The organism is Pseudomonas germanica (genome assembly GCF_019614655.1).
GTDB lineage: Bacteria > Pseudomonadota > Gammaproteobacteria > Pseudomonadales > Pseudomonadaceae > Aquipseudomonas > Aquipseudomonas neuropathica.
On record NZ_CP071586.1, the window covers coordinates 6,216,898 to 6,241,291 of the forward strand.

The following is a 24,394-nucleotide window of genomic DNA, read 5'->3' on the forward strand; positions in this document are numbered from 1 at the left end:
TATTCTTAGAAAAGCAGCCTAAATAACGCAAAAACCGCCCGAATGAGGGCGGTTCTGCTTCTCGTTTAGACTTCGTTAAGCTGTACGTTGAGCAGCTTTGCGATTGCTTCTCCATACGCCGGATCGGCCTTGTAGAAGTGCTGCAACTGGCGGTCGACGATATCAGTGGAAACGCCCGCCATGGCACCGGCGATATTGCTGACCAGCAATGCTCTCTGATCGTCGCTCATCAGGCGGAACAGCGCACCTGCGTGGCTGTAGTAATCGGTATCTTCGCGGTGATCGTAGCGATCGGCAGAACCACTCAAGGCCAGCGCTGGTTCAGCGTAATGCGGAGCTTGTTTCGGCGCTTCGGTGTAGCTGTTCGGTTCGTAGTTAGGTGCTGCACCACCGTTGCTGCCGAACGCCATCGAGCCATCGCGCTGGTAAGTGTTCACCGGGCCGCGTGGCGCGTTTACCGGCAGTTGCTGGTGATTGGTACCCACGCGGTAGCGGTGAGCATCAGCGTACGCAAATACGCGCCCCTGCAGCATCCGATCTGGCGACAGACCAACTCCCGGCACCATGTTGCTTGGGCCGAAAGCAGCTTGCTCGACTTCAGCGAAGTAGTTCAGCGGGTTGCGGTTCAGTTCCAGTTCACCGACTTCGATCAGCGGGAATTCTTTTTGCGACCAGGTCTTGGTGACGTCGAACGGGTTTTCGTAATGCGCTGCGGCCTGGGCCTCAGTCATGATCTGGATGCATACGCGCCATTTTGGGAAGTCGCCGCGCTCAATGGCTTCGAACAGGTCGCGCTGGGCGTAATCCGGATCAGTTCCGGCCAGACGTGCTGCATCTGCGGGGGCGAGATTCTTGATGCCCTGTTTGGTTTTGTAGTGCCATTTCACCCAGTGACGCTCGCCTTGGGCGCTAATCAGACTGTAAGTGTGGCTGCCGAAGCCGTGCATGTGACGGTAGCCGTCAGGAATACCGCGATCAGAGAACAGAATGGTGACCTGGTGCAGCGCTTCAGGCGAATGCGACCAGAAGTCCCACATCATCTGCGCGCTTTTCAGGTTGCTTTGCGGCAGGCGTTTCTGGGTGTGGATAAAGTCTGGAAATTTCAGCGGATCACGAATGAAGAACACCGGCGTGTTGTTACCCACGATGTCCCAGTTACCTTCTTCGGTGTAGAACTTCAACGCGAAACCCCGTGGATCGCGCTCGGTGTCGGCAGAACCGCGCTCACCGCCTACAGTCGAGAAACGCAGGAACGTCGGGGTTTGCTTGCCAACAGATTCAAACAGCTTGGCGCTGGTGTATTCCGTGATATCGCGGGTAACGGTGAATGTGCCGTAAGCTCCCGAGCCTTTGGCATGAACGCGACGCTCAGGAATGTTTTCACGGTTGAAGTGGGCGAGCTTCTCGATCAGGTGAAAGTCGTCGAGCAGCAACGGGCCACGTGGGCCGGCGGAGCGAGAATTCTGGTTGTCAGCGACAGGTGCGCCACTGGCGGTCGTAAGCGTTTTGATCTGGCTCATACGGTCTTCTTCCTCTGTCAGTCTTCAAACTGCCGGCTAATCGGCTTGCTGGGAAGTATCGATTATCCATGTGACACCTACAAATTCATTAACTTGCAAGCATCGATAGATAATTACTAATTATGTTTCCCGGCACATAGTGACAACAGAGACATGTCAGAAGCTTGTATGAACAGCGCATTTTCTTGCGGACACAAAAAACCGGGCACTAGGCCCGGTTCTTTGTTTCAGACTGACGTCTTACTCGGCGGATACAGCTTCGCCAGCAGTAGCACGATCAACCAACTCGACGTACGCCATAGGCGCGTTGTCGCCAGCGCGGAAACCGCACTTGAGGATGCGCAGGTAGCCACCCTCACGGGTAGCGTAACGCTTGCCCAGGTCGTTGAAGAGCTTACCAACGATAGCTTTCGAACGAGTACGGTCGAAAGCCAGACGACGGTTAGCCAGGCTGTCTGTCTTAGCCAGAGTGATCAGCGGCTCAGCAACGCGACGCAGTTCTTTGGCTTTTGGCAGAGTAGTTTTGATCAGCTCGTGCTCGAACAGCGACACCGCCATGTTTTGGAACATGGCCTTGCGGTGCGAGCTGGTGCGGCTCAGGTGACGACCACTTTTACGATGACGCATGGTTCATTCCTTACCAAACACTACGTTCGGTGATTACGACGATCAGGCAGTCGCCTTGTCGTCCTTCTTAAGACTTGCAGGCGGCCAGTTGTCGAGGCGCATGCCGAGGGACAGACCGCGGGAGGCCAGAACGTCCTTGATTTCAGTCAAGGATTTCTTGCCCAGGTTCGGAGTCTTCAACAGCTCTACTTCGGTACGCTGAATCAGGTCACCGATGTAGTAGATGTTTTCCGCCTTAAGGCAGTTAGCCGAACGTACAGTCAGTTCCAGATCGTCAACCGGGCGAAGCAGGATCGGATCGATCTCGTCTTCCTGCTCGACAACCACTGGCTCACTGTCACCTTTGAGGTCGACGAACGCAGCCAACTGCTGTTGCAGGATGGTTGCAGCGCGGCGAATAGCCTCTTCAGGATCCAGAGTACCGTTGGTTTCCAGATCAATAACCAGCTTGTCCAGGTTGGTACGCTGCTCGACACGGGCGTTTTCCACCACGTATGCGATACGGCGAACCGGGCTGAACGAAGAGTCAAGCTGCAAGCGACCGATGCTGCGGCTTTCATCTTCATCGCTCTGACGCGAGTCGGCTGGTTCATAACCACGACCACGAGCTACGGTGAGCTTCATGTTCAGGGCGCCGTTAGACGCCAGGTTAGCGATTACGTGATCGGGATTAACGATCTCGACATCATGATCCAGCTGAATATCGGCAGCGGTAACCACCCCCGAACCCTTCTTCGACAAGGTCAGCGTAACTTCGTCACGACCGTGCAGCTTGATGGCCAGACCTTTAAGGTTCAACAGGATTTCAATTACGTCTTCCTGTACACCTTCGATGGCGCTGTACTCGTGGAGCACACCGTCAATCTCGGCCTCGACTACTGCGCAGCCGGGCATTGAGGACAACAGGATGCGTCGCAGCGCGTTGCCCAGGGTGTGGCCAAAACCACGCTCGAGAGGCTCGAGAGTGATCTTGGCGCGGGTTGGACTGACAACCTGCACATCAATGTGGCGGGGTGTCAGGAACTCATTTACCGAAATCTGCATGGATGCACCTATTTTCTAGCCCTTACTTGGAGTAGAGCTCGACAATCAGGCTTTCGTTGATGTCGGCGGACAGATCACTGCGAGCAGGAACGTTCTTGAAAACGCCCGACTTCTTCTCAGTGTCTACTTCTACCCATTCTACGCGGCCACGTTGGGCACACAGATCGAGAGCTTGGACAATGCGAAGTTGGTTTTTTGCTTTCTCGCGAACTGCAACAACGTCACCAGCACGAACCTGATACGACGGAACGTTTACGGTCTGACCGTTAACGCTGATCGACTTGTGCGATACCAGCTGACGGGATTCGGCACGAGTCGAACCAAAGCCCATACGGTATACAACGTTGTCCAGACGGCATTCGAGCAGTTGCAGCAGGTTTTCACCGGTTGCACCTTTCTTGCCAGCAGCTTCTTTGTAGTAGCCGCTGAACTGACGCTCGAGAACGCCGTAGATACGACGGACCTTCTGCTTTTCACGCAGTTGGGTGCCGTAATCGGACTGGCGACCGCGGCGTTGGCCGTGGATACCAGGTGCTGCTTCAATGTTGCACTTCGATTCGATCGCGCGCACGCCGCTCTTCAGGAAGAGATCGGTGCCTTCGCGACGAGCGAGTTTGCATTTTGGACCAATGTAACGAGCCATTCTTTACAATCTCCTGGATTACACGCGGCGCTTCTTCGGCGGACGGCACCCGTTGTGCGGGATTGGCGTCACGTCGGTGATGCTGGCGATCTTGTAGCCACAGCCGTTCAAAGCGCGGACTGCGGATTCACGACCTGGACCTGGGCCCTTGACGTTAACGTCGAGGTTTTTCAGGCCGTATTCCAGCGCAGCTTGACCAGCACGTTCAGCAGCTACTTGAGCAGCAAACGGGGTGGACTTGCGGGAACCGCGGAAACCCGAACCACCGGAGGTAGCCCAGGAAAGAGCGTTACCTTGACGGTCGGTAATGGTCACGATGGTGTTGTTAAAAGATGCATGGATGTGGGCGATGCCATCAACCACTGTCTTTTTAACTTTTTTACGAGGACGAGCAGCAGGTTTTGCCATGATTAAATTCCTGTCGATTCGCTGGGGCGATTACTTGCGGATCGGCTTACGCGGACCTTTACGGGTACGCGCGTTGGTCTTGGTACGCTGACCGCGTACTGGCAGACCACGACGATGACGCAGACCGCGATAGCAACCGAGGTCCATCAAGCGCTTGATTTTCATGTTGATTTCGCGACGCAGGTCACCTTCAGTGGTGAACTTCGCCACTTCGCCACGCAGCTGTTCAATTTGCTCGTCGCTCAGATCTTTGATCTTTGCTGCTGGGTTTACCCCAGTCACTGCACAGATCTTCTGCGCAGTAGTGCGACCAACACCATAGATGTAGGTCAGCGAGATAACAGTATGCTTGTTATCTGGAATGTTAACGCCTGCAATACGGGCCATTCAGTGGGACTCCAATTGACAGCTACCTACGCCCCGGAAGCCAAGAAATAGGGCGCGAGATAATATCGCTGTAATAACAAATAATCAACCCGGTAGCGCACTAGCTACCGGGCTTGAAGCACAATCACACTCAGCCTTGGCGCTGTTTGTGACGCGGTTCCGCGCTGCAAATTACTCGAACAACACCTTCGCGGCGAATAATCTTGCAGTTACGGCACAGCTTTTTCACCGATGCACGAACTTTCATCACCAACTCCTCGAACCTTATGGGTACTCAGCGCAACATGCCGCTGCCGTAACCCTTCAGGTTGGCTTTCTTCATCAGGGATTCGTACTGGTGCGAAACGAGGTGCGATTGTACTTGGGACATGAAGTCCATCACAACCACGACCACGATCAGCAACGAGGTCCCGCCAAGGTAGAACGGAACGTTTGCTGCAACCACCAGGAACTGGGGCAACAGGCACACGGCCGTCATGTAAAGAGCACCGAACATGGTCAAGCGGGTCAGAACGCCATCAATGTAGCGCGCAGACTGCTCACCTGGACGGATGCCCGGAATAAAGGCACCGGACTTCTTCAGGTTTTCCGCTACGTCTTTCGGATTGAACATCAACGCCGTATAGAAGAAGCAGAAGAAAATAATCCCTGCACTAAACAGCAGAATATTCAACGGCTGACCAGGAGCGATCGACTGCGAGATGTCCTGCAACCAGCCCATACCTTCAGACTGACCGAACCAGGCACCCAACGAAGCCGGGAACAGCAAAATGCTGCTCGCGAAAATAGCCGGAATAACACCGGCCATGTTCACCTTCAACGGCAGGTGGCTAGTCTGCGCAGCAAAAACCTTGCGGCCCTGCTGACGCTTGGCGTAGTGAACAGCGATACGACGCTGACCACGCTCAATGAACACCACGAAACCGATAATCGCTACTGCCAGCAAACCGATGGCAACCAAGGCGAAGATGTTGATATCGCCCTGACGCGCAGACTCGAAAGACTGCCCGATTGCTCTCGGAAGACCGGCGACGATACCCGAAAAAATCAACATCGAGATACCGTTACCTACACCACGCTCAGTAATCTGCTCACCCAGCCACATCATGAACATCGCACCAGCCACAAAAGTGGATACCGCGACGAAATGGAAGCCAAAGTCACCAGTGAACGCAACGCCCTGCCCTGCCAGACCAATGGACATGCCAATAGCCTGAACGAGAGCGAGGACGACGGTGCCGTAGCGGGTGTACTGGCTGATCTTGCGACGGCCAGCTTCACCTTCCTTCTTCAACTGCTCCAGCTGCGGACTGACGGCGGTCATCAGTTGCATGATGATCGATGCCGAAATGTACGGCATGATCCCCAATGCAAAGATGCTCATCCGTTCCAGCGCGCCGCCGGAGAACATGTTGAACAAGCTAAGAATGGTCCCCTCATTCTGTCGAAACAGGTCTGCGAGTCGGTCCGGGTTGATACCTGGAACCGGGATGTGTGCGCCTATTCGGTAGACGATAATCGCCAGGAACAGAAAACGCAGACGAGCCCAGAGTTCAGACATACCGCCTTTGCCGAGCGCAGAGAGAGCACCTTGCTTAGCCATTTATTCCTCGAACTTGCCGCCAGCTGCTTCGATAGCCGCACGCGCACCTTTGGTGGCGCCGATTCCCTTGCCGATAGTGACAGCGCGAGTCACTTCACCGGACAGCATGATTTTCACACGCTGTACGTTGACGTTGATCACGTTGGCATCTTTCAGGGACTGCACGGTGACGATGTCGCCTTCCACTTTAGCCAGCTCGGACAGACGCACTTCTGCGCGGTCCATGGCTTTCAGGGAAACGAAACCGAACTTCGGCAGGCGACGATGCAGCGGCTGTTGACCGCCTTCAAAGCCTGGAGCAATGGTGCCACCGGAGCGGGAGGTCTGACCTTTGTGACCACGGCCACCAGTCTTACCCAAACCGCTACCGATACCACGGCCCGGACGATGCTTTTCGCGACGGGAACCCGGCGCTGGACTCAGATCATTGAGTTTCATCGATTAACCCTCGACACGCAGCATGTAGTAAGCCTTGTTGATCATCCCGCGATTCTCGGGAGTATCCTGGACTTCTACAGTGTGACCGATGCGACGCAGACCCAGACCCTTAACGCACAGTTTGTGGTTAGGGATGCGGCCGGTCATGCTTTTGATCAGCGTTACTTTAACGGTAGCCATGATCAGAAGATCTCCTTGACGCTTTTGCCACGCTTGGCGGCAATGGATTCAGGAGACTGCATAGCTTTCAAACCTTTGAAAGTGGCGTGAACCACGTTTACCGGGTTAGTCGAGCCGTAGCACTTGGCCAGAACGTTCTGAACGCCAGCAACTTCGAGGACAGCACGCATAGCGCCGCCAGCGATGATACCGGTACCTTCAGAAGCAGGCTGCATGTACACCTTCGAAGCGCCGTGAGCGGACTTCATTGCGTACTGCAGAGTGGTGCCGTTCAGATCAACTTGGATCATGTTGCGGCGAGCAGCTTCCATTGCCTTCTGGATCGCAGCAGGCACTTCACGCGACTTGCCACGGCCGAAGCCAACACGCCCTTTACCATCACCAACCACGGTCAACGCGGTGAAAGTGAAGATACGGCCGCCTTTAACGGTTTTGGCTACGCGGTTAACTTGAACCAGCTTCTCAATGTAGCCTTCGTCGCGCTTTTGGTCGTTATTTGACATAACTTAGAACTCCAGCCCAGCTTCACGAGCAGCATCAGCCAGCGCTTTAACGCGGCCGTGGTACTTGAAGCCAGAGCGGTCGAAAGCCACTTGCGAGACGCCAGCGGCCTTAGCACGCGTAGCGACCAGCTGGCCAACCTTTGTGGCCGCGTCGATGTTGCCAGTGGCGCCATCACGCAGTTCTTTATCCAAAGTCGAGGCACTTGCCAGGACTTTGTTGCCGTCGGCCGAGATGACCTGGGCGTAGATGTGCTGCGACGAGCGGAACACGCAGAGACGCACGACTTCGAGTTCGTGCATTTTCAGGCGTGCTTTGCGAGCGCGACGCAGTCGAGTAACTTTTTTGTCGGTCATTTGCTATGCCCTACTTCTTCTTGGCTTCTTTACGACGGACGACTTCGTCCGCGTAGCGCACACCTTTGCCTTTGTACGGCTCTGGTGGACGGAAGTCGCGGATCTCAGCGGCCACTTGACCTACCAGCTGCTTGTCGATGCCCTTGATCAGGATATCGGTCTGGCTAGGAGTCTCAGCGGTGATGCCTTCCGGCAGTTCGTAATCCACTGGGTGCGAGAAGCCAAGGGCCAGGTTCAAAACCGTGCCTTTTGCTTGCGCCTTGTAACCAACACCGACCAGCTGGAGCTTGCGCTCGAAGCCTTGGCTTACGCCTTGGACCATGTTGTTTACCAACGCACGCGTGGTACCGGCCATTGCGCGAGTTTGTTGATCGCCATTGCGAGCAGCGAAACGCAGCTCACCAGCTTCTTCAACGATCTCAACGGACGAATGGATGTTCAGTTCAAGAGTACCCTTGGCACCCTTCACCGAAAGCTGTTGGCCTGCGAATTTTACTTCGACACCGGCTGGCAGCTTAACGGGGTTCTTAGCGACGCGAGACATGCTTATCCCCCCTTAGAACACAGTGCAAAGAACTTCGCCGCCGACACCGGCAGCGCGCGCAGCACGATCCGTCATCACACCTTTGTTGGTGGAGACGATAGACACGCCAAGACCGCCACGAACTTTCGGCAGATCTTCAACGGACTTGTACTGACGCAGGCCTGGACGACTAACGCGCTTCACTTCTTCGATAACCGGACGGCCTTCGAAGTACTTCAGCTCGATGGACAACGACGGCTTAGCGTCGGTGGTGATCTGAAAATCCGCGATGTAACCTTCGTCCTTCAGGACTTTTGCTACAGCCACCTTCAGCGTGGAAGACGGCATGCTTACGACAGACTTTTCAGCCATCTGGGCATTACGGATTCGAGTTAGCATGTCCGCTAACGGGTCCTGCATACTCATGGGCTAGACGCTCCTAATACAGAAAAATTAGCCTTGCGGCTACTACTTGTCGCCGAGAACTTCCGGGCATGAAAAACACGGGCTCAGGCGAGCCGGTCATTCTAGACACACCCCAGAAATGAATCAAGCCCCAAAAGGGGCTTGATTCAGATTCAAGGCCACCGATGGTCAGGTTCTTGCGAACCCGAACATCGAGACTTTGACAGCAATTACCAGCTGGCTTTAACCAGACCTGGTACGTCACCACGCATTGCAGCTTCACGCAGCTTGTTACGGCCAAGGCCGAACTTGCGGTAAACGCCGTGCGGACGACCAGTCAGGCGGCAACGGTTACGCATGCGCGAAGCGCTTGCGTCACGTGGTTGCTTCTGCAGAGCTACGGTAGCTTCCCAACGCGCTTCTGGACTTGCGTTCAGATCGACGATGATAGCTTTCAGCGCTGCACGCTTGGTGGCGTACTTGGCAACAGTGAGCTGACGCTTCAGCTCACGGTTTTTCATGCTCTTCTTGGCCATTTTCCTACTCCAATCAGTTGCGGAACGGGAATTTGAAAGCACGCAGCAGAGCGCGGCCTTCATCATCGTTCTTGGCAGTGGTGGTCAGGGTAATGTCCAGACCGCGGAGAGCATCGATCTTGTCGTAGTCGATTTCCGGGAAGATGATCTGCTCTTTCACGCCCATGCTGTAGTTACCACGACCATCGAAGGACTTGGCATTCAGGCCGCGGAAGTCGCGAACCCGAGGCAGGGAGATCGACAGCAGACGATCCAGGAACTCATACATACGCTCACGGCGCAGAGTCACCTTGACGCCGATCGGCCATCCTTCACGGACTTTAAAGCCAGCGATGGATTTACGAGCGTAGGTCACAACGACTTTTTGGCCGGTGATCTTTTCCAGGTCAGCAACAGCATGCTCGATGACTTTTTTGTCACCAACAGCTTCGCCCAGACCCATGTTCAGGGTGATTTTTGTAACGCGTGGAACTTCCATCACGTTCGAAAGCTTAAGTTCTTCCTTAAGCTTCGGTGCGATTTCCTTCCAGTAAATCTCTTTTAGTCGTGCCATGGTCTTCTACCTAGCAGTGTTCAAGCATCAACCGCTTTTTGGGTCGACTTGAAGACACGAATTTTCTTGCCGTCTTCTACTTTGAAACCAACGCGGTCAGCCTTGTTGGTTTCGCCGTTGAAAATGGCGACGTTAGAAGCGTCCAGTGGAGCTTCTTTTTCGACGATACCGCCTTGCACGCCCGACATCGGGTTAGGCTTGGTATGACGCTTTACCAGGTTCAGACCGCTGATAACCAGACGGTTATTAGCAAGAACCTTGAGCACCTTACCGCGCTTACCTTTGTCTTTGCCGGCGATCACGATGATCTCGTCGTCACGACGAATCTTTTGCATGTCGGATCTCCTTACAGCACTTCTGGGGCGAGCGAGACGATCTTCATGAACTTCTCAGTACGAAGTTCACGGGTCACTGGCCCAAAGATACGGGTGCCGATCGGCTCTTGCTTGTTGTTCAGAAGAACAGCAGCGTTGCCATCAAAGCGGATAATGGAGCCATCAGCACGACGTACGCCGTGACGAGTGCGGACTACAACAGCAGTCATCACTTGGCCTTTTTTCACTTTACCGCGAGGAATTGCTTCCTTCACGGTAACTTTGATGATGTCACCGATACCAGCGTAACGACGATGGGAGCCACCCAGCACCTTGATGCACATAACACGGCGAGCGCCGCTGTTATCGGCCACATCGAGCATGGATTGAGTCTGAATCATATAATTTCTCCGACCCCTAGTCCTTAGACTTCCACAGCGCGTTCGAGAACATCAACCAGCGCCCAAGACTTGGTCTTGGCCATAGGACGAGTTTCACGAATAGTGACTTTGTCGCCGATGTGGCACTGGTTGGTTTCGTCGTGCGCGTGCAGCTTAGTCGAACGCTTAACGTATTTACCGTAGATCGGGTGCTTTACGCGACGCTCGATCAGTACGGTGATGGTTTTGTCCATCTTGTCGCTGACAACACGGCCAGTCAGCGTACGGACAGTTTTTTCGGCTTCAGCCATGATCACTTACCTGCCTGCTGGTTGAGCACAGTCTTCACGCGAGCGATGTCACGTTTAACTTGCGAGAGCAGATGAGACTGCCCCAACTGGCCAGTTGCTTTCTGCATACGCAGATTGAACTGGTCGCGCAGCAAGCCGAGCAGTTGCTCGTTCAGCTGCTGTGCGGATTTTTCACGAAGTTCATTCGCTTTCATCACATCACCGTCCGTTTAACAAAGGCGGTGGCGAGCGGCAGCTTTGCAGCAGCCAGGGCAAAAGCCTCACGCGCCAGCTCTTCAGAAACACCCTCGATTTCATACAGGACTTTGCCTGGCTGAATCTGGGCAACCCAGTACTCCACACTACCCTTACCTTTACCCATACGAACTTCGAGGGGCTTTTTGGAAATAGGCTTGTCCGGGAATACACGGATCCAGATCTTGCCGCCACGTTTAACGTGACGGGTCAGAGCACGACGCGCTGACTCGATCTGACGAGCGGTGAGACGACCACGAGCTACAGACTTCAGCGCGAACTCGCCGAAGCTGACTTTGCTACCGCGCTGAGCCAGACCACGGTTGTGGCCTGTCATCTGCTTGCGGAACTTCGTACGCTTAGGTTGCAACATTTGGCGTACCCCTTACTTAGCAGCTTTTTTACGAGGCGCTGGTGCTTGTGGTTTCAGCTCTTCTTGGCGACCACCAATAACTTCGCCTTTGAAGATCCAAACCTTTACACCGATCACACCGTAAGTGGTGTGAGCTTCGTAGTTGGCATAGTCGATGTCGGCACGCAGGGTGTGCAATGGCACACGACCTTCGCGATACCATTCAGTACGTGCGATTTCAGCACCGCCGAGACGACCGCTCACTTGGATTTTGATGCCCTTGGCACCAATGCGCATGGCGTTCTGTACTGCGCGCTTCATAGCGCGACGGAACATTACACGACGCTCCAGCTGCTGAGCTACGCTCTGCGCAACCAGCATACCGTCGAGCTCCGGCTTGCGGATCTCTTCGATATTGATGTGCACAGGCACACCCATTTGCTTGGTCAGGTCCTGACGCAGTTTCTCAACATCTTCACCTTTCTTCCCGATAACGATACCTGGACGAGCGGTGTGGATGGTGATACGTGCAGTTTGGGCCGGACGATGGATATCGATACGGCTTACGGACGCGCTTTTTAGTTTGTCTTGGAGATACTCACGCACTTTCAGATCTGCGAACAAGTAGTCCGCATAAGTCCGACCGTCTGCGTACCAGACGGAGGTGTGCTCCTTGACGATTCCCAGGCGAATGCCAATGGGATGTACTTTCTGACCCATCTCTTCGACTCCGTTACTTGTCAGCAACCTTGACAGTGATATGGCAAGACCGCTTGACGATGCGATCAGCACGGCCTTTGGCACGTGGCATGATGCGCTTCAGCGAACGCCCTTCGTTGACGAAAACGGTGCTGACCTTCAGGTCATCAACGTCTGCGCCTTCGTTATGCTCGGCGTTGGCTACGGCCGACTCCAGCACTTTCTTCATGATCTCGGCGGCTTTCTTACTGCTGAAAGCCAACAAGTTGAGCGCTTCGCCCACCTTCTTCCCGCGGATCTGGTCGGCGACCAAGCGGGCTTTCTGGGCGGAGATTCGAGCGCCCGACAACTTAGCGGCTACTTCCATTTCCTAACCCCTTAACGCTTGGCTTTCTTGTCAGCCACGTGCCCGCGATAGTTGCGGGTACCGGCGAACTCGCCCAGTTTGTGGCCGACCATGTCTTCGTTAACGAGAACTGGGACGTGCTGACGACCGTTGTGTACTGCGATGGTCAGACCGACCATTTGTGGCAGGATCATCGAACGACGCGACCAAGTCTTAATTGGTTTGCGATCGTTCTTTTCCGCCGCCACTTCGATCTTCTTCAGTAGGTGAAGATCAATAAAAGGACCTTTTTTCAGAGAACGTGGCACTGTCGTATCCCTCTATTTACTTGCGACGACGGACGATCATTTTGTCGGTACGCTTATTACCACGAGTCTTCGCGCCCTTAGTCGGGAAGCCCCATGGCGATACCGGATGACGACCACCAGAGGTACGACCTTCACCACCACCATGTGGGTGGTCAACCGGGTTCATGGCAACACCACGAACGGTTGGGCGAACGCCACGCCAGCGCTTGGCACCAGCTTTACCCAGCGAACGCAGGCTGTGCTCGGAGTTCGAGACTTCGCCCAGGGTCGCACGGCATTCAGCCAGTACTTTACGCATTTCACCGGAACGCAGACGCAGGGTAACGTAAACGCCTTCACGAGCGATCAGCTGAGCCGAAGCACCAGCGGAACGAGCGATCTGTGCGCCTTTACCTGGCTTCAGTTCGATGCCGTGTACGGTAGAACCCACTGGAATGTTGCGCAGTTGCAGAGCGTTGCCTGGCTTGATTGGAGCCAGAGCGCCTGCGATCAGCTGGTCGCCAGCACTCACGCCTTTAGGGGCGATGATGTAGCGGCGCTCGCCGTCTGCGTAGCAGAGCAGTGCGATGTGAGCAGTACGGTTTGGATCGTATTCGATACGCTCGACAGTGGCGACGATGCCATCTTTGTCGTTGCGACGGAAATCGACCATACGATAATGCTGCTTATGACCACCACCGATGTGACGCGTGGTAATACGGCCATTGTTGTTACGACCACCAGTCTTCGATTTTTTCTCGAGCAGCGGTGCGTGAGGAGCGCCTTTATGCAGCTCCTGGTTGACCACCTTGACCACAAAACGGCGGCCAGGGGAAGTCGGTTTGCATTTAACGATTGCCATGATGCACCCCTTCCTTACTCAGCACTGCTGCTGAAATCGAGATCTTGGCCTGGCTGAAGGGAGATAACTGCCTTCTTCCAGTCATTACGCTTGCCCAGACCGCGAGCAGTGCGCTTGCTCTTACCCAGAACATTCAGGGTAGTGACGCGCTCTACTTTCACGCTGAACAGGCTTTCGACGGCCTTCTTGATTTCCAGCTTGGTTGCGTCAGTAGCAACCTTGAAAACGAACTGGCCTTTCTTGTCTGCCAGAACCGTAGCCTTCTCGGAAACGTGCGGGCCAAGCAGAACTTTAAATACGCGTTCCTGGTTCATCCCAGCAGCTCCTCGAATTTCTTCACGGCCGACACGGTGATCAACACCTTGTCGTATGCGATCAGACTAACTGGATCGGAACCTTGAACATCACGTACATCTACGTGCGGCAGGTTGCGAGCAGCCAGGTACAGGTTCTGATCAACAGCGTCCGACACGATCAAAACGTCGGTCAGGCTCATGTTGTTCAGCTTGCCCAGCAGATCTTTGGTTTTCGGAGTTTCAACAGCGAAATCCTGAACCACGACCAGGCGATCAGTACGCACCAGCTCAGCAAGGATGGAACGCATTGCTGCGCGGTACATCTTCTTGTTCAGCTTCTGGGAGTGATCCTGTGGACGTGCTGCAAAAGTGGTACCGCCGCCACGCCAGATTGGGCTACGGATAGTACCGGCACGAGCACGGCCAGTACCTTTCTGACGCCATGGGCGCTTACCGCCACCACGAACGTCGGAACGGGTCTTTTGCTGCTTGGTACCTTGACGGCCGCCGGCCATGTAGGCCACGACTGCTTGGTGAACCAGCGTCTCGTTGAATTCGCCGCCAAATGTCAGTTCGGAAACTTCGATCGCTTGAGCGTCATTTACATTTAATTGCATGTCAGCTTCCCCTTAACCGCGAGCCTTGGCTGCTGGACGTACAACCAGGTTGCCGCCAGTAGCGCCAGGAACAGCACCCTTGACCAACAACAGATTGCGTTCAGCGTCCACGCGCACTACTTCCAGGGACTGCACGGTCACGCGCTCAGCGCCCATATGACCGGACATTTTTTTGCCCTTGAATACACGACCAGGAGTCTGGCACTGGCCGATAGAGCCTGGGACGCGGTGGGATACGGAGTTACCGTGGGTGTTATCTTGCCCGCGGAAATTCCAACGCTTGATCGTACCCTGGAAGCCTTTACCCTTGGACTGACCGGTTACATCAACCAGTTGACCAGCGGCGAAGATTTCAGCGTTGATCAGATCGCCAGCCTGGTACTCGCCTTCTTCAAGACGGAATTCCATGGTAGTGCGACCAGCGGCAACGTTCGCTTTAGCGAAGTGGCCAGCCTGAGCTGCTGTTACACGCGAAGCACGACGCTCGCCGACAGTGACTTGCACTGCACGATAGCCATCGGTCTCTTCAGTTTTGAACTGGGTGACGCGATTCGGCTCGATCTCAATGACCGTGACCGGAATGGAGACACCTTCTTCGGTGAAAATACGGGTCATACCGCATTTACGACCGACTACACCAATAGTCATGTTGTAAACCTCATGAGTGTACGGGGCTTTCACCCGCTATGGCCGCCCATTTCAGAGCGTTACACGACTAAGACCGAGTCTTAGCCGAGGCTGATCTGCACTTCCACACCGGCCGCAAGATCAAGCTTCATAAGAGCATCAACGGTTTTATCCGTTGGCTGGACGATGTCCAGAACGCGCTTATGAGTGCGGATTTCGTACTGGTCGCGCGCGTCTTTGTTGACGTGCGGAGAAACCAGAACGGTGAACCGCTCTTTACGGGTAGGCAGTGGAATTGGACCACGCACTTGAGCACCAGTACGTTTCGCGGTTTCCACGATTTCCTGGGTTGATTGGTCGATCAGGCGATGGTCGAAAGCCTTCAACCTGATACGGATTTGCTGATTTTGCATTGGATTTCAGACTCCGGCTGCTATTCCCACCGAGCGCAATACGCCCGTTAAAAGGAGGCGCAATTCTATAGACGCCCCAGATAGGTGTCAACCCAATAAAAAAGCCCCCGCTGAGCGGGGGCTTTTTCAAAGCATCAAGCAAACTCTAAAAAGAGAATTACTCGATGATTTTAGCTACGACGCCAGCGCCGACGGTACGACCGCCTTCACGGATAGCGAAACGCAGACCATCTTCCATCGCGATGGTTTTGATCAGGGTAACAGTCATCTGAATGTTGTCACCTGGCATTACCATTTCAACGCCTTCTGGCAGCTCGCAGTTACCAGTCACGTCAGTAGTACGGAAGTAGAACTGTGGACGGTAGCCTTTGAAGAACGGAGTGTGACGACCGCCTTCTTCCTTGCTCAGAACGTAAACTTCTGCAGTGAACTTGGTGTGCGGCTTAACCGAACCCGGCTTAACCAGAACCTGACCACGCTCAACGTCGTCACGCTTGGTACCACGCAGCAGAACGCCGCAGTTCTCGCCAGCACGACCTTCGTCGAGCAGCTTGCGGAACATTTCAACACCGGTGCAAGTAGTAACGGTGGTGTCACGCAGACCAACGATTTCCAGCGGATCCTGAACGCGAACGATACCGCGCTCGATACGACCAGTCACAACAGTACCGCGACCCGAGATCGAGAATACGTCTTCGATTGGCATCAGGAATGGCTTGTCGATCATACGAACTGGTTCTGGGATGTAAGCATCCAGAGTCTCAACCAGTTTCTTGACGGCAGTGGTGCCCATCTCGTTGTCGTCTTTGCCTTCCAGAGCCATACGAGCCGAACCGATGATGATTGGAGTGTCATCGCCCGGGAAGTCGTAGGTGGACAGCAGGTCGCGAACTTCCATCTCAACCAGTTCCAGCAGCTCAGCGTCGTCTACCAGGTCAGCCTTATTCAGGAAAACCACGATGTACGGAACGCCTACCTGACGGGACAGCAGGATGTGCTCACGGGTTTGTGGCATCGGACCATCAGCGGCCGAGCAAACCAGAATAGCGCCGTCCATTTGAGCAGCACCGGTGATCATGTTCTTCACATAGTCAGCGTGACCTGGGCAGTCGACGTGAGCGTAGTGACGGATCTTCGAGTTGTACTCAACGTGTGCGGTGTTGATGGTGATACCGCGAGCTTTTTCTTCTGGTGCGCTGTCGATCTTGTCGAAGTCAACGATTGCGGAACCGAAAACTTCGGAGCAAACGCGAGTCAGAGCAGCAGTCAGAGTGGTTTTACCGTGGTCAACGTGACCGATGGTGCCAACGTTGACGTGCGGTAGGGAACGATCAAATTTTTCTTTAGCCACGACAATTAACTCCTAGCCTAAAGGGGCTGAATCAGCCTTGTTTTTTGGTTACGGATTCGACGATGTGCGACGGAGCCGTATCGTATTTTTTGAATTCCATAGAGTAGCTTGCGCGACCCTGGGACATGGAACGAACGTCGGTCGCATAACCGAACATCTCACCCAGTGGAACCTCGGCACGGATAACCTTGCCGGACACTGTGTCTTCCATACCCTGGATCATGCCACGACGACGGTTAAGGTCGCCCATCACATCACCCATATAGTCTTCAGGCGTAACAACCTCTACAGCCATGATCGGCTCAAGCAACTCACCACCGCCCTTCTGGGCCAGCTGCTTGGTCGCCATGGAGGCAGCCACTTTAAACGCCATCTCGTTGGAGTCGACGTCGTGGTAAGAACCATCGAACACGGTAGCCTTCAGGCCGATCAGCGGATAGCCGGCAACAACGCCGTTCTTCATCTGCTCTTCGATACCCTTCTGGATAGCCGGGATGTATTCCTTAGGAACCACACCACCTACAACTTCGTTCACGAACTGCAGACCTTCCTGACCTTCGTCAGCAGGAGCAAAACGGATCCAGCAATGGCCGAACTGACCACGACCGCCGGACTGACGAACGAACTTGCCTTCGATTTCACAGTTCTTCGTGATGCGCTCACGATACGAAACCTGAGGCTTGCCGATGTTGGCTTCGACGTTGAACTCACGGCGCATCCGGTCAACCAGGATGTCCAGGTGCAGCTCGCCCATGCCGGAGATGATCGTCTGACCAGTCTCTTCATCAGTTTTAACGCGGAAAGACGGGTCTTCCTGAGCAAGCTTGCCCAGAGCGATACCCATTTTTTCCTGGTCATCCTTGGTCTTAGGCTCTACGGCAACCGAAATAACCGGCTCCGGGAAGTCCATGCGAACCAGGATGATTGGCTTGTCAGCGTTGCAGAGGGTTTCACCAGTGGTGACATCCTTCATGCCGATCAGGGCCGCGATGTCACCAGCGCGTACTTCCTTGATCTCTTCACGGGCGTTTGCGTGCATTTGCACCATACGACCCACGCGCTCTTTTTTACCTTTAACCGAGTTGATCACGCCGTCACCGGAGTTCAACACGCCCGAGTAAACACGGACGAAGGTCAAGGTACCCACGAATGGGTCGGTAGCGATCTTGAACGCCAGAGCCGAGAACGGCTCCGCATCGTCTGCATGACGCTCCAGCTCGATTTCCTCGTTATCAGGGTCAGTACCCTTGATCGCAGGAATGTCGGTCGGTGCAGGCAGGAAGTCGATAACGGCGTCGAGAACCAGGGGAACACCCTTGTTCTTGAACGAAGAACCGCAAACAGCCAGAACGATTTCGCCGGCGATAGTACGCTGACGCAAAGCAGCTTTGATCTCTTCGATCGACAGCTCTTCGCCTTCCAGGTACTTGTTCATCAGCTCTTCGTTGGCTTCAGCAGCAGCTTCAACCATGTTGTTGCGCCACTCTTCAGCCAGCTCTTGGAGCTCAGCAGGAATGTCCTTGCGAACAGGGACCATACCTTTGTCAGAGTCATTCCAGTAGACAGCTTGCATGTTGATCAGATCGATCTGACCCTGGAAGTTGTCTTCGGAACCGATGGCCAACTGGATCGGCACCGGAGTGTGACCCAGACGCTGCTTGATCTGACCGATCACGCGCAGGAAGTTGGCACCAGCACGGTCCATCTTGTTTACGTAAACAAGACGTGGAACACCGTATTTGTTGGCTTGACGCCATACGGTTTCCGACTGAGGCTCAACACCCGAAGTACCGCAGAACACAACGACAGCGCCGTCGAGTACGCGCAGGGAACGCTCAACTTCAATAGTGAAGTCAACGTGGCCCGGGGTATCGATCACGTTGAAGCGGTGCTCGTCCTTGTACTGCTTCTCGGAACCTTTCCAGAAAGCGGTGATGGCAGCAGAAGTAATGGTAATACCACGCTCCTGCTCCTGCACCATCCAGTCTGTGGTCGCGGCGCCATCATGCACCTCGCCCATTTTGTGACTTTTGCCGGTGTAAAAAAGGACGCGCTCGGTGGTGGTGGTTTTACCAGCATCCACGTGAGCGACGATACCGATGTTACGGTAGCGGCTAATCGGAGTAGTACGAGCCATAAAGCCCTCGCAAAATTAGTGAAGCTAAAATTAGAAGCGGTAGTGCGAGAAAGCTTTGTTGGCTTCAGCCATACGGTGCACGTCTTCACGCTTCTTAACAGCAGCACCTTTACCTTCAGCAGCATCCAGCAGTTCGCCAGCCAAACGCAGAGCCATAGACTTCTCGCCACGCTTACGGGCGAAGTCTACCAACCAGCGCATTGCCAGAGCGTTACGACGGGAAGGACGAACCTCGACCGGAACCTGGTAAGTAGCACCACCAACGCGGCGCGACTTCACTTCGACCAGCGGAGCGATGGCGTCGAGTGCTTTTTCGAAGAGTTCCAGGGGATCGGTGCCAGCCTTACGGGTCGCAACGGTTTCCAGGGCACCATAAACGATACGCTCGGCAACGGCTTTCTTGCCGCTTTCCATAACGTGGTTCATGAATTTGGCGAGGATCTGGCTTCCGTATTTCGGATCGTCCAGAATCTCACGCTTTGCTGCTACGCGACGTCTTGGCATGATAAGCCCTCAAGCGGTCTTCAGGTTAGCTCGGGACAGATCCAATGGATGCGTGCCCGACCTTACTCTTATCGACTCAATAAAATGAAAATCTGCAAAACGGCCGATTACTTCGGACGCTTGGTACCGTACTTCGAACGACCCTGGTTACGGCCTTTAACGCCGGAAGTATCCAAGGAGCCGCGAACGGTGTGGTAACGAACACCTGGCAAGTCTTTTACACGACCGCCGCGGATCAGTACCACGCTGTGCTCTTGCAGGTTGTGACCTTCACCACCGATGTACGAGGAAACCTCGAAACCGTTGGTCAGGCGCACACGGCATACTTTACGGAGTGCCGAGTTAGGTTTTTTCGGCGTGGTGGTGTACACACGGGTGCACACGCCACGACGTTGCGGGCAGTTCTGCAGCGCAGGTACGTCGGATTTCTCGACGATACGCTTACGCGGCTGACGTACCAGCTGGTTGATAGTTGCCATCTACTAGCTCCACTGTTGTCTTGCGACGCTATTGTCTTGCAAGAAAAGCAAAATGGCAGGAACGAATTCCCGCCAAATTTAGGGGATCAAGAGTCTAAAGAGGATCTTGTCCCCAGTCAAGGCAAGGCCCCGACCTCCCCGCCCTTCGAACCTCGACAAAATGTCTCGATTCGATGAACGGAGCGATCAGGGCCTTACGCTCATTTACCGCAGAACTCAGTTACCGCTCGAGTTCAGCGCTTCAGTCAGTGCAGCTTCCACTTCACTGGCGCTTACGCGCAACGGCTTGTCAGCATCACGGCGACGCTTGCGCTCGCTGTGATATGCCAGACCGGTACCGGCCGGGATCAGACGACCCACGACTACGTTTTCTTTCAGGCCGCGCAGGTAATCGCGCTTGCCGGTGACTGCCGCTTCGGTCAGTACGCGGGTAGTTTCCTGGAAGGAAGCTGCCGAGATGAACGATTCGGTGGACAACGACGCCTTGGTGATACCCAACAGAACGCGAGTGTACTTGGAGACGAACTTGTCTTCGCCGCCCAAACGCTCGTTTTCTACCAGTACGTGAGTCAGTTCCATCTGGTCGCCCTTGATGAAACTCGAATCGCCGGATTCAGCGATTTCAACTTTACGCAGCATCTGACGCAGGATGGTCTCGATGTGCTTATCGTTGATCTTCACGCCTTGCAGACGGTAAACGTCCTGGATCTCGTTAACGATGTACTTGGCCAGCGCGCTCACACCCAGCAGACGCAGGATGTCGTGCGGATCGCTTGGACCGTCGGAGATAACTTCGCCGCGGTTTACCTGTTCGCCTTCGAACACGTTCAGGTGACGCCACTTCGGAATCAGCTCCTCGTACGGATCGCTACCGTCGTTCGGGGTAATAACCAGACGGCGCTTGCCTTTGGTTTCTTTACCGAACGCGATGGTGCCGCTGACCTCAGCCAGAATCGACGCTTCTTTCGGACGACGAGCTTCGAACAAGTCGGCAACACGCGGCAGACCACCGGTGATGTCACGGGTCTTCGAAGTTTCTTGCGGGATACGAGCGATAACATCACCGATCGCAATCTTCGCACCGTCAGCCACACCGACCAGGGCGTTGGCTGGCAGGAAGTACTGAGCGATAACGTCAGTGCCTGGCAGCAACAGATCCTTGCCGTTGTCGTCGACCATCTTCACTGCTGGACGGATTTCTTTGCCCGCAGCTGGACGATCTTTCGCGTCGAGTACTTCAATGTTGGTCATACCGGTCAATTCGTCAGTCTGACGCTTGATCGTGATGCCTTCTTCCATGCCCACGTAGGTCACGGTACCTTTCATTTCGGTAACGATCGGGTGAGTGTGCGGATCCCACTTGGCCACGATTGCGCCAGCGTCGACCTTGTCACCTTCTTTAACCGAAATCACAGCACCGTACGGCAGCTTGTAACGCTCACGCTCACGACCGAAGTCATCAGCGATCGCCAGCTCACCGGAACGGGACACAGCAACCAGGTGACCATCCACTCGCTCAACATGCTTCAGGTTGTGCAGACGGACGGTACCGCCATTCTTCACCTGAACGCTGTCAGCTGCGGAAGTACGGCTAGCCGCACCACCGATGTGGAACGTACGCATCGTCAGCTGGGTACCCGGCTCACCGATGGACTGGGCAGCGATAACGCCGACCGCTTCACCGATGTTTACCTGGTGACCACGAGCCAGATCACGGCCGTAGCACTTGGCGCAAATGCCATAGCGGGTTTCGCAGCTGATCGGCGAACGCACGATCACTTCGTCGATGCTGTTCAGCTCGATGAACTCAACCCACTTCTCGTCTACCAGAGTGCCGGCAGGAACGATAACGTCCTCGGTACCTGGCTTGAATACGTCACGGGCAATAACACGACCCAATACGCGCTCACCCAACGGCTCTACAACGTCACCGCCTTCAATGTGCGGAGTCATCAGCAGACCGTGTTCGGTGCCGCAATCGATCTCGGTTACAACCAGATCCTGCGCCACGTCTACCAGACGACGAGTCAGGTAACCGGAGTTCGCAGTTTTCAACGCGGTATCCGCCAGACCTTTACGAGCACCGTGAGTAGAGATGAAGTACTGAAGTACGCTCAAACCTTCACGGAAGTTCGCAGTAATCGGCGTTTCGATGATGGAACCGTCCGGCTTGGCCATCAGACCACGCATACCGGCCAGCTGACGAATCTGTGCTGCGGAACCCCGCGCACCCGAGTCGGCCATCATGTACATCGAGTTGAAAGACTCTTGATCGACTTCAACGCCGTGACGGTCGATAACCTTCTCTTTCGAGAGGTTGGCCATCATTGCCTTGGAAACTTCGTCGTTCGCTTTCGACCAAAGGTCGATCACTTTGTTGTACTTCTCGCCCTGGGTTACCAGGCCGGAGGCGTACTGGCTCTCGATCTCTTTCACTTCGTCGGTGGCGGCACCGATGATGCGGGCTTTCTCGTCAGGGATAACGAAGTCGTTAACACCGATGGAAACGCCGGAGATGGTCGAGTAAGCGAAACCGGTGTACATCAACTGGTCAGCGAAGATCACGGTCTCTTTCAGACCAACCACGCGGTAGCACTGGTTGATCAGCTTGGAGATCGCCTTTTTCTTCATCGGCAGGTTGACGACGTCGTACGACAGACCTTTTGGCACAACCTGGAACAGCAGCGCACGGCCGACAGTGGTGTCGACGATACGGGTGCCGCTTACGCTGTTGCCGTCACGGTCGTTGACGGTTTCGTTGATACGAACCTTAACCTTGGCGTGCAGTGCGGCTTCGCCGGCACGGAACACACGGTCAACTTCCTGCAGATCCGCAAATACACGACCTTCACCTTTGGCGTTGATCGCTTCACGAGTCATGTAGTACAGACCCAATACAACGTCCTGCGACGGAACGATGATTGGCTCACCGTTGGCTGGCGACAGAATGTTGTTGGTCGACATCATCAACGCACGCGCTTCGAGCTGGGCTTCCAGCGTCAGCGGTACGTGCACGGCCATTTGGTCGCCGTCGAAGTCGGCGTTGTACGCGGCGCAGACCAGAGGGTGCAGCTGGATAGCCTTACCTTCGATCAGTACCGGTTCAAACGCCTGGATACCCAGACGGTGAAGGGTCGGTGCACGGTTGAGAAGAACCGGGTGTTCGCGAATCACTTCAGCGAGAACGTCCCAAACCTCTGGCAGCTCGCGCTCGACCATTTTCTTGGCTGCTTTGATGGTGGTCGCGAGACCACGCATTTCCAGCTTGCCGAAAATGAACGGCTTGAACAGCTCGAGAGCCATCTTCTTCGGCAGACCGCACTGGTGCAGACGCAGGGTCGGGCCTACGGTAATTACCGAACGACCGGAGTAGTCAACACGCTTACCGAGCAAGTTCTGACGGAAACGACCTTGCTTACCCTTGATCATGTCAGCCAGGGATTTCAGAGGACGCTTGTTCGAACCGGTGATAGCGCGGCCACGACGACCGTTGTCGAGCAGAGCATCGACAGCTTCCTGCAACATGCGCTTTTCGTTGCGCACGATGATGTCCGGAGCGGACAGATCCAGCAGGCGCTTCAAACGGTTGTTACGGTTGATCACTCGACGATACAGATCGTTGAGGTCGGAAGTCGCGAAGCGACCGCCATCCAGCGGGACCAGTGGACGCAGATCTGGCGGCAGAACCGGCAGAACGGTCAGCACCATCCACTCTGGCAGGTTGCCGGAACCCTGGAAGGCTTCCATCAACTTCAGACGCTTGGACAGCTTCTTGATCTTGGTTTCGGAGTTGGTTTGCGGAATTTCTTCACGCAGACGGCCAATCTCGTGTTCCAGGTCGATAGCGTGCAACAGTTCACGGACAGCTTCAGCACCCATGCGGGCGTCGAAGTCATCACCGAACTCTTCCAGCGCTTCGAAGTACTGCTCGTCGTTCAGCAGCTGACCTTTTTCAAGAGTGGTCATGCCTGGATCGATAACGACATAGCTCTCGAAGTAGAGAACGCGTTCGATATCACGCAGGGTCATGTCCATCAGCAGGCCGATACGGGACGGCAGCGATTTCAGGAACCAGATGTGGGCAACCGGCGAAGCCAGTTCGATGTGCGCCATGCGCTCACGACGAACCTTGGCCAGTGCAACTTCAACGCCGCACTTCTCGCAGATCACACCACGGTGCTTCAAGCGCTTGTACTTACCGCACAGGCACTCGTAATCCTTTACCGGGCCAAAGATCTTGGCGCAGAACAGGCCGTCACGCTCAGGTTTGAACGTACGGTAGTTGATGGTTTCCGGCTTTTTAACTTCACCGAACGACCATGAGCGGATCATCTCAGGCGAGGCCAATCCGATACGGATGGCGTCGAACTCTTCGACTTGACCCTGGTTTTTCAGCAAATTCAGTAGGTCTTTCAAGGCCTTTCCTCCTGGCGGAGCAGAGAGCGGGCAATCCTGCCCCGC

At 54.8% G+C, this 24,394-nt stretch carries 34 protein-coding genes; all 34 read right to left on the bottom strand.

Annotated elements, in window-relative coordinates; all coding sequences use genetic code 11:
* Positions 1–65: 65 nt before the first annotated feature.
* Entirely contained in the window at positions 66–1,520 is a 1,455-nt protein-coding gene (locus tag J0G10_RS27575) for a catalase (RefSeq protein ID WP_095048837.1), read from the bottom strand.
* 240 nt (positions 1,521–1,760) lie between these two features.
* On the bottom strand, positions 1,761–2,147 hold the full coding sequence (rplQ, locus tag J0G10_RS27580; protein WP_003176402.1) for a 50S ribosomal protein L17: 387 nt from the start codon (positions 2,145–2,147) through the stop codon (positions 1,761–1,763).
* A gap of 42 nt (positions 2,148–2,189) precedes the next feature.
* On the bottom strand, positions 2,190–3,191 hold the full coding sequence (locus tag J0G10_RS27585) for a DNA-directed RNA polymerase subunit alpha (RefSeq protein ID WP_003186012.1): 1,002 nt from the start codon (positions 3,189–3,191) through the stop codon (positions 2,190–2,192).
* Between the two features lie 22 nt (positions 3,192–3,213).
* Positions 3,214–3,834, bottom strand: a complete 621-nt coding sequence (rpsD, locus tag J0G10_RS27590; protein ID WP_003176404.1) for a 30S ribosomal protein S4 — start codon at positions 3,832–3,834, stop codon at positions 3,214–3,216.
* A gap of 18 nt (positions 3,835–3,852) precedes the next feature.
* Complete coding sequence (rpsK, locus tag J0G10_RS27595; RefSeq protein WP_002555466.1) at positions 3,853–4,242, bottom strand: 30S ribosomal protein S11; 390 nt, start codon at positions 4,240–4,242, stop codon at positions 3,853–3,855.
* A gap of 30 nt (positions 4,243–4,272) precedes the next feature.
* Positions 4,273–4,629: a 30S ribosomal protein S13 gene (gene rpsM / locus J0G10_RS27600; RefSeq protein WP_003186020.1), complete on the bottom strand. Its 357-nt coding sequence runs from the start codon at positions 4,627–4,629 to the stop codon at positions 4,273–4,275.
* 130 nt (positions 4,630–4,759) lie between these two features.
* Entirely contained in the window at positions 4,760–4,876 is a 117-nt protein-coding gene (gene rpmJ / locus J0G10_RS27605) for a 50S ribosomal protein L36 (RefSeq protein ID WP_002555468.1), read from the bottom strand.
* 27 nt (positions 4,877–4,903) lie between these two features.
* Positions 4,904–6,232, bottom strand: a complete 1,329-nt coding sequence (gene secY / locus J0G10_RS27610) for a preprotein translocase subunit SecY (protein ID WP_003228718.1) — start codon at positions 6,230–6,232, stop codon at positions 4,904–4,906.
* On the bottom strand, positions 6,233–6,670 hold the full coding sequence (gene rplO / locus J0G10_RS27615) for a 50S ribosomal protein L15 (protein ID WP_003228720.1): 438 nt from the start codon (positions 6,668–6,670) through the stop codon (positions 6,233–6,235).
* A gap of 3 nt (positions 6,671–6,673) precedes the next feature.
* Positions 6,674–6,850, bottom strand: coding sequence for a 50S ribosomal protein L30 (rpmD, locus tag J0G10_RS27620; RefSeq protein ID WP_003176408.1), 177 nt, complete (start codon positions 6,848–6,850; stop codon positions 6,674–6,676).
* Positions 6,851–6,852: 2 nt separating this feature from the next.
* Positions 6,853–7,353, bottom strand: a complete 501-nt coding sequence (gene rpsE / locus J0G10_RS27625; RefSeq protein ID WP_003186035.1) for a 30S ribosomal protein S5 — start codon at positions 7,351–7,353, stop codon at positions 6,853–6,855.
* 3 nt (positions 7,354–7,356) lie between these two features.
* Entirely contained in the window at positions 7,357–7,707 is a 351-nt protein-coding gene (rplR, locus tag J0G10_RS27630) for a 50S ribosomal protein L18 (RefSeq protein WP_003186037.1), read from the bottom strand.
* Positions 7,708–7,717: 10 nt separating this feature from the next.
* Positions 7,718–8,251: a 50S ribosomal protein L6 gene (gene rplF / locus J0G10_RS27635; protein WP_003176412.1), complete on the bottom strand. Its 534-nt coding sequence runs from the start codon at positions 8,249–8,251 to the stop codon at positions 7,718–7,720.
* 12 nt (positions 8,252–8,263) lie between these two features.
* Positions 8,264–8,656, bottom strand: a complete 393-nt coding sequence (gene rpsH, locus J0G10_RS27640; protein WP_007918458.1) for a 30S ribosomal protein S8 — start codon at positions 8,654–8,656, stop codon at positions 8,264–8,266.
* Between the two features lie 209 nt (positions 8,657–8,865).
* The gene (rpsN, locus tag J0G10_RS27645; RefSeq protein ID WP_003228726.1) at positions 8,866–9,171 is read right to left on the bottom strand and encodes a 30S ribosomal protein S14; all 306 of its coding nucleotides are present in this window, start codon (positions 9,169–9,171) and stop codon (positions 8,866–8,868) included.
* A 13-nt stretch (positions 9,172–9,184) separates the two neighbouring features.
* Positions 9,185–9,724: a 50S ribosomal protein L5 gene (gene rplE, locus J0G10_RS27650; protein WP_003176415.1), complete on the bottom strand. Its 540-nt coding sequence runs from the start codon at positions 9,722–9,724 to the stop codon at positions 9,185–9,187.
* 20 nt (positions 9,725–9,744) lie between these two features.
* Positions 9,745–10,059 (bottom strand): 50S ribosomal protein L24, encoded by a 315-nt coding sequence (gene rplX, locus J0G10_RS27655; RefSeq protein ID WP_008081905.1) that lies wholly within the window; start codon positions 10,057–10,059, stop codon positions 9,745–9,747.
* An 11-nt stretch (positions 10,060–10,070) separates the two neighbouring features.
* Positions 10,071–10,439 (bottom strand): 50S ribosomal protein L14, encoded by a 369-nt coding sequence (rplN, locus tag J0G10_RS27660; RefSeq protein WP_002555479.1) that lies wholly within the window; start codon positions 10,437–10,439, stop codon positions 10,071–10,073.
* 23 nt (positions 10,440–10,462) lie between these two features.
* Positions 10,463–10,729 (bottom strand): 30S ribosomal protein S17, encoded by a 267-nt coding sequence (gene rpsQ / locus J0G10_RS27665; RefSeq protein WP_003194644.1) that lies wholly within the window; start codon positions 10,727–10,729, stop codon positions 10,463–10,465.
* Between the two features lie 2 nt (positions 10,730–10,731).
* Positions 10,732–10,923, bottom strand: a complete 192-nt coding sequence (gene rpmC, locus J0G10_RS27670; RefSeq protein ID WP_002555481.1) for a 50S ribosomal protein L29 — start codon at positions 10,921–10,923, stop codon at positions 10,732–10,734.
* Positions 10,923–11,336, bottom strand: a complete 414-nt coding sequence (rplP, locus tag J0G10_RS27675) for a 50S ribosomal protein L16 (protein ID WP_007896757.1) — start codon at positions 11,334–11,336, stop codon at positions 10,923–10,925. Before rplP ends, rpmC begins: the two co-directional genes overlap by 1 nt.
* 12 nt (positions 11,337–11,348) lie before the next feature.
* Positions 11,349–12,035, bottom strand: coding sequence for a 30S ribosomal protein S3 (gene rpsC / locus J0G10_RS27680; RefSeq protein ID WP_003176422.1), 687 nt, complete (start codon positions 12,033–12,035; stop codon positions 11,349–11,351).
* A 13-nt stretch (positions 12,036–12,048) separates the two neighbouring features.
* Complete coding sequence (rplV, locus tag J0G10_RS27685; protein WP_003103908.1) at positions 12,049–12,381, bottom strand: 50S ribosomal protein L22; 333 nt, start codon at positions 12,379–12,381, stop codon at positions 12,049–12,051.
* A gap of 11 nt (positions 12,382–12,392) precedes the next feature.
* The gene (gene rpsS, locus J0G10_RS27690; protein ID WP_011336172.1) at positions 12,393–12,668 is read right to left on the bottom strand and encodes a 30S ribosomal protein S19; all 276 of its coding nucleotides are present in this window, start codon (positions 12,666–12,668) and stop codon (positions 12,393–12,395) included.
* A 16-nt stretch (positions 12,669–12,684) separates the two neighbouring features.
* Positions 12,685–13,509 carry a 50S ribosomal protein L2 gene (gene rplB, locus J0G10_RS27695; protein ID WP_003228734.1) on the bottom strand — a complete coding sequence of 275 codons (825 nt, stop codon included), beginning with the start codon at positions 13,507–13,509 and terminating at the stop codon, positions 12,685–12,687.
* 14 nt (positions 13,510–13,523) lie between these two features.
* Positions 13,524–13,823, bottom strand: a complete 300-nt coding sequence (gene rplW, locus J0G10_RS27700; RefSeq protein WP_002555488.1) for a 50S ribosomal protein L23 — start codon at positions 13,821–13,823, stop codon at positions 13,524–13,526.
* Positions 13,820–14,422 (bottom strand): 50S ribosomal protein L4, encoded by a 603-nt coding sequence (gene rplD / locus J0G10_RS27705; protein WP_007918468.1) that lies wholly within the window; start codon positions 14,420–14,422, stop codon positions 13,820–13,822. The genes rplW and rplD overlap by 4 nt, the downstream gene beginning before the upstream one ends.
* Positions 14,423–14,434: 12 nt before the next feature.
* The gene (rplC, locus tag J0G10_RS27710) at positions 14,435–15,070 is read right to left on the bottom strand and encodes a 50S ribosomal protein L3 (RefSeq protein WP_003228738.1); all 636 of its coding nucleotides are present in this window, start codon (positions 15,068–15,070) and stop codon (positions 14,435–14,437) included.
* Between the two features lie 80 nt (positions 15,071–15,150).
* Positions 15,151–15,462: a 30S ribosomal protein S10 gene (rpsJ, locus tag J0G10_RS27715; protein WP_003186070.1), complete on the bottom strand. Its 312-nt coding sequence runs from the start codon at positions 15,460–15,462 to the stop codon at positions 15,151–15,153.
* Positions 15,463–15,619: 157 nt separating this feature from the next.
* Complete coding sequence (gene tuf, locus J0G10_RS27720) at positions 15,620–16,813, bottom strand: elongation factor Tu (protein WP_064361246.1); 1,194 nt, start codon at positions 16,811–16,813, stop codon at positions 15,620–15,622.
* A 31-nt stretch (positions 16,814–16,844) separates the two neighbouring features.
* Complete coding sequence (gene fusA, locus J0G10_RS27725) at positions 16,845–18,950, bottom strand: elongation factor G (RefSeq protein WP_016984188.1); 2,106 nt, start codon at positions 18,948–18,950, stop codon at positions 16,845–16,847.
* Between the two features lie 30 nt (positions 18,951–18,980).
* A complete protein-coding gene (gene rpsG / locus J0G10_RS27730; protein ID WP_007916467.1) occupies positions 18,981–19,454 on the bottom strand; it encodes a 30S ribosomal protein S7 in 474 nt (157 codons plus the stop codon).
* 107 nt (positions 19,455–19,561) lie between these two features.
* Positions 19,562–19,933 (bottom strand): 30S ribosomal protein S12, encoded by a 372-nt coding sequence (rpsL, locus tag J0G10_RS27735; RefSeq protein WP_003186084.1) that lies wholly within the window; start codon positions 19,931–19,933, stop codon positions 19,562–19,564.
* Positions 19,934–20,149: 216 nt separating this feature from the next.
* A complete protein-coding gene (rpoC, locus tag J0G10_RS27740) occupies positions 20,150–24,349 on the bottom strand; it encodes a DNA-directed RNA polymerase subunit beta' (RefSeq protein ID WP_034156498.1) in 4,200 nt (1,399 codons plus the stop codon).
* Positions 24,350–24,394 lie beyond the last annotated feature (45 nt).

Bases quoted from the DNA above. Each gene is read 5' to 3' on its own strand.
- rpsE (WP_003186035.1), bottom strand. From the start codon at position 7,353: ATGTCAAATAACGACCAAAAGCGCGACGAAGGCTACATTGAGAAGCTG.
- secY (WP_003228718.1), bottom strand. From the start codon at position 6,232: ATGGCTAAGCAAGGTGCTCTCTCTGCGCTCGGCAAAGGCGGTATGTCT.
- rpsG (WP_007916467.1), bottom strand. From the start codon at position 19,454: ATGCCAAGACGTCGCGTAGCAGCAAAGCGTGAGATTCTGGACGATCCG.
- rplE (WP_003176415.1), bottom strand. From the start codon at position 9,724: ATGGCACGACTAAAAGAGATTTACTGGAAGGAAATCGCACCGAAGCTT.
- rpsD (WP_003176404.1), bottom strand. From the start codon at position 3,834: ATGGCTCGTTACATTGGTCCAAAATGCAAACTCGCTCGTCGCGAAGGC.
- J0G10_RS27585 (WP_003186012.1), bottom strand. From the start codon at position 3,191: ATGCAGATTTCGGTAAATGAGTTCCTGACACCCCGCCACATTGATGTG.
- rplD (WP_007918468.1), bottom strand. From the start codon at position 14,422: ATGCAATTAAATGTAAATGACGCTCAAGCGATCGAAGTTTCCGAACTG.
- fusA (WP_016984188.1), bottom strand. From the start codon at position 18,950: ATGGCTCGTACTACTCCGATTAGCCGCTACCGTAACATCGGTATCGTC.
- J0G10_RS27575 (WP_095048837.1), bottom strand. From the start codon at position 1,520: ATGAGCCAGATCAAAACGCTTACGACCGCCAGTGGCGCACCTGTCGCT.
- rpsL (WP_003186084.1), bottom strand. From the start codon at position 19,933: ATGGCAACTATCAACCAGCTGGTACGTCAGCCGCGTAAGCGTATCGTC.
- rplN (WP_002555479.1), bottom strand. From the start codon at position 10,439: ATGATTCAGACTCAATCCATGCTCGATGTGGCCGATAACAGCGGCGCT.
- rplC (WP_003228738.1), bottom strand. From the start codon at position 15,070: ATGACTATTGGTGTAGTCGGTCGTAAATGCGGTATGACCCGTATTTTC.
- rpsJ (WP_003186070.1), bottom strand. From the start codon at position 15,462: ATGCAAAATCAGCAAATCCGTATCAGGTTGAAGGCTTTCGACCATCGC.
- rpsK (WP_002555466.1), bottom strand. From the start codon at position 4,242: ATGGCAAAACCTGCTGCTCGTCCTCGTAAAAAAGTTAAAAAGACAGTG.
- rpsQ (WP_003194644.1), bottom strand. From the start codon at position 10,729: ATGGCTGAAGCCGAAAAAACTGTCCGTACGCTGACTGGCCGTGTTGTC.
- rplO (WP_003228720.1), bottom strand. From the start codon at position 6,670: ATGAAACTCAATGATCTGAGTCCAGCGCCGGGTTCCCGTCGCGAAAAG.
- rplF (WP_003176412.1), bottom strand. From the start codon at position 8,251: ATGTCTCGCGTCGCTAAGAACCCCGTTAAGCTGCCAGCCGGTGTCGAA.
- rpmC (WP_002555481.1), bottom strand. From the start codon at position 10,923: ATGAAAGCGAATGAACTTCGTGAAAAATCCGCACAGCAGCTGAACGAG.
- rpsC (WP_003176422.1), bottom strand. From the start codon at position 12,035: ATGGGTCAGAAAGTACATCCCATTGGCATTCGCCTGGGAATCGTCAAG.
- rplP (WP_007896757.1), bottom strand. From the start codon at position 11,336: ATGTTGCAACCTAAGCGTACGAAGTTCCGCAAGCAGATGACAGGCCAC.
- rplQ (WP_003176402.1), bottom strand. From the start codon at position 2,147: ATGCGTCATCGTAAAAGTGGTCGTCACCTGAGCCGCACCAGCTCGCAC.
- rplV (WP_003103908.1), bottom strand. From the start codon at position 12,381: ATGGAAGTAGCCGCTAAGTTGTCGGGCGCTCGAATCTCCGCCCAGAAA.
- rplX (WP_008081905.1), bottom strand. From the start codon at position 10,059: ATGCAAAAGATTCGTCGTGACGACGAGATCATCGTGATCGCCGGCAAA.
- rplR (WP_003186037.1), bottom strand. From the start codon at position 7,707: ATGACCGACAAAAAAGTTACTCGACTGCGTCGCGCTCGCAAAGCACGC.
- rpsH (WP_007918458.1), bottom strand. From the start codon at position 8,656: ATGAGTATGCAGGACCCGTTAGCGGACATGCTAACTCGAATCCGTAAT.
- rpmJ (WP_002555468.1), bottom strand. From the start codon at position 4,876: ATGAAAGTTCGTGCATCGGTGAAAAAGCTGTGCCGTAACTGCAAGATT.
- rplW (WP_002555488.1), bottom strand. From the start codon at position 13,823: ATGAACCAGGAACGCGTATTTAAAGTTCTGCTTGGCCCGCACGTTTCC.
- rpmD (WP_003176408.1), bottom strand. From the start codon at position 6,850: ATGGCTACCGTTAAAGTAACGCTGATCAAAAGCATGACCGGCCGCATC.
- rplB (WP_003228734.1), bottom strand. From the start codon at position 13,509: ATGGCAATCGTTAAATGCAAACCGACTTCCCCTGGCCGCCGTTTTGTG.
- rpsN (WP_003228726.1), bottom strand. From the start codon at position 9,171: ATGGCCAAGAAGAGCATGAAAAACCGTGAGCTGAAGCGTCAGCTCACT.
- rpsM (WP_003186020.1), bottom strand. From the start codon at position 4,629: ATGGCCCGTATTGCAGGCGTTAACATTCCAGATAACAAGCATACTGTT.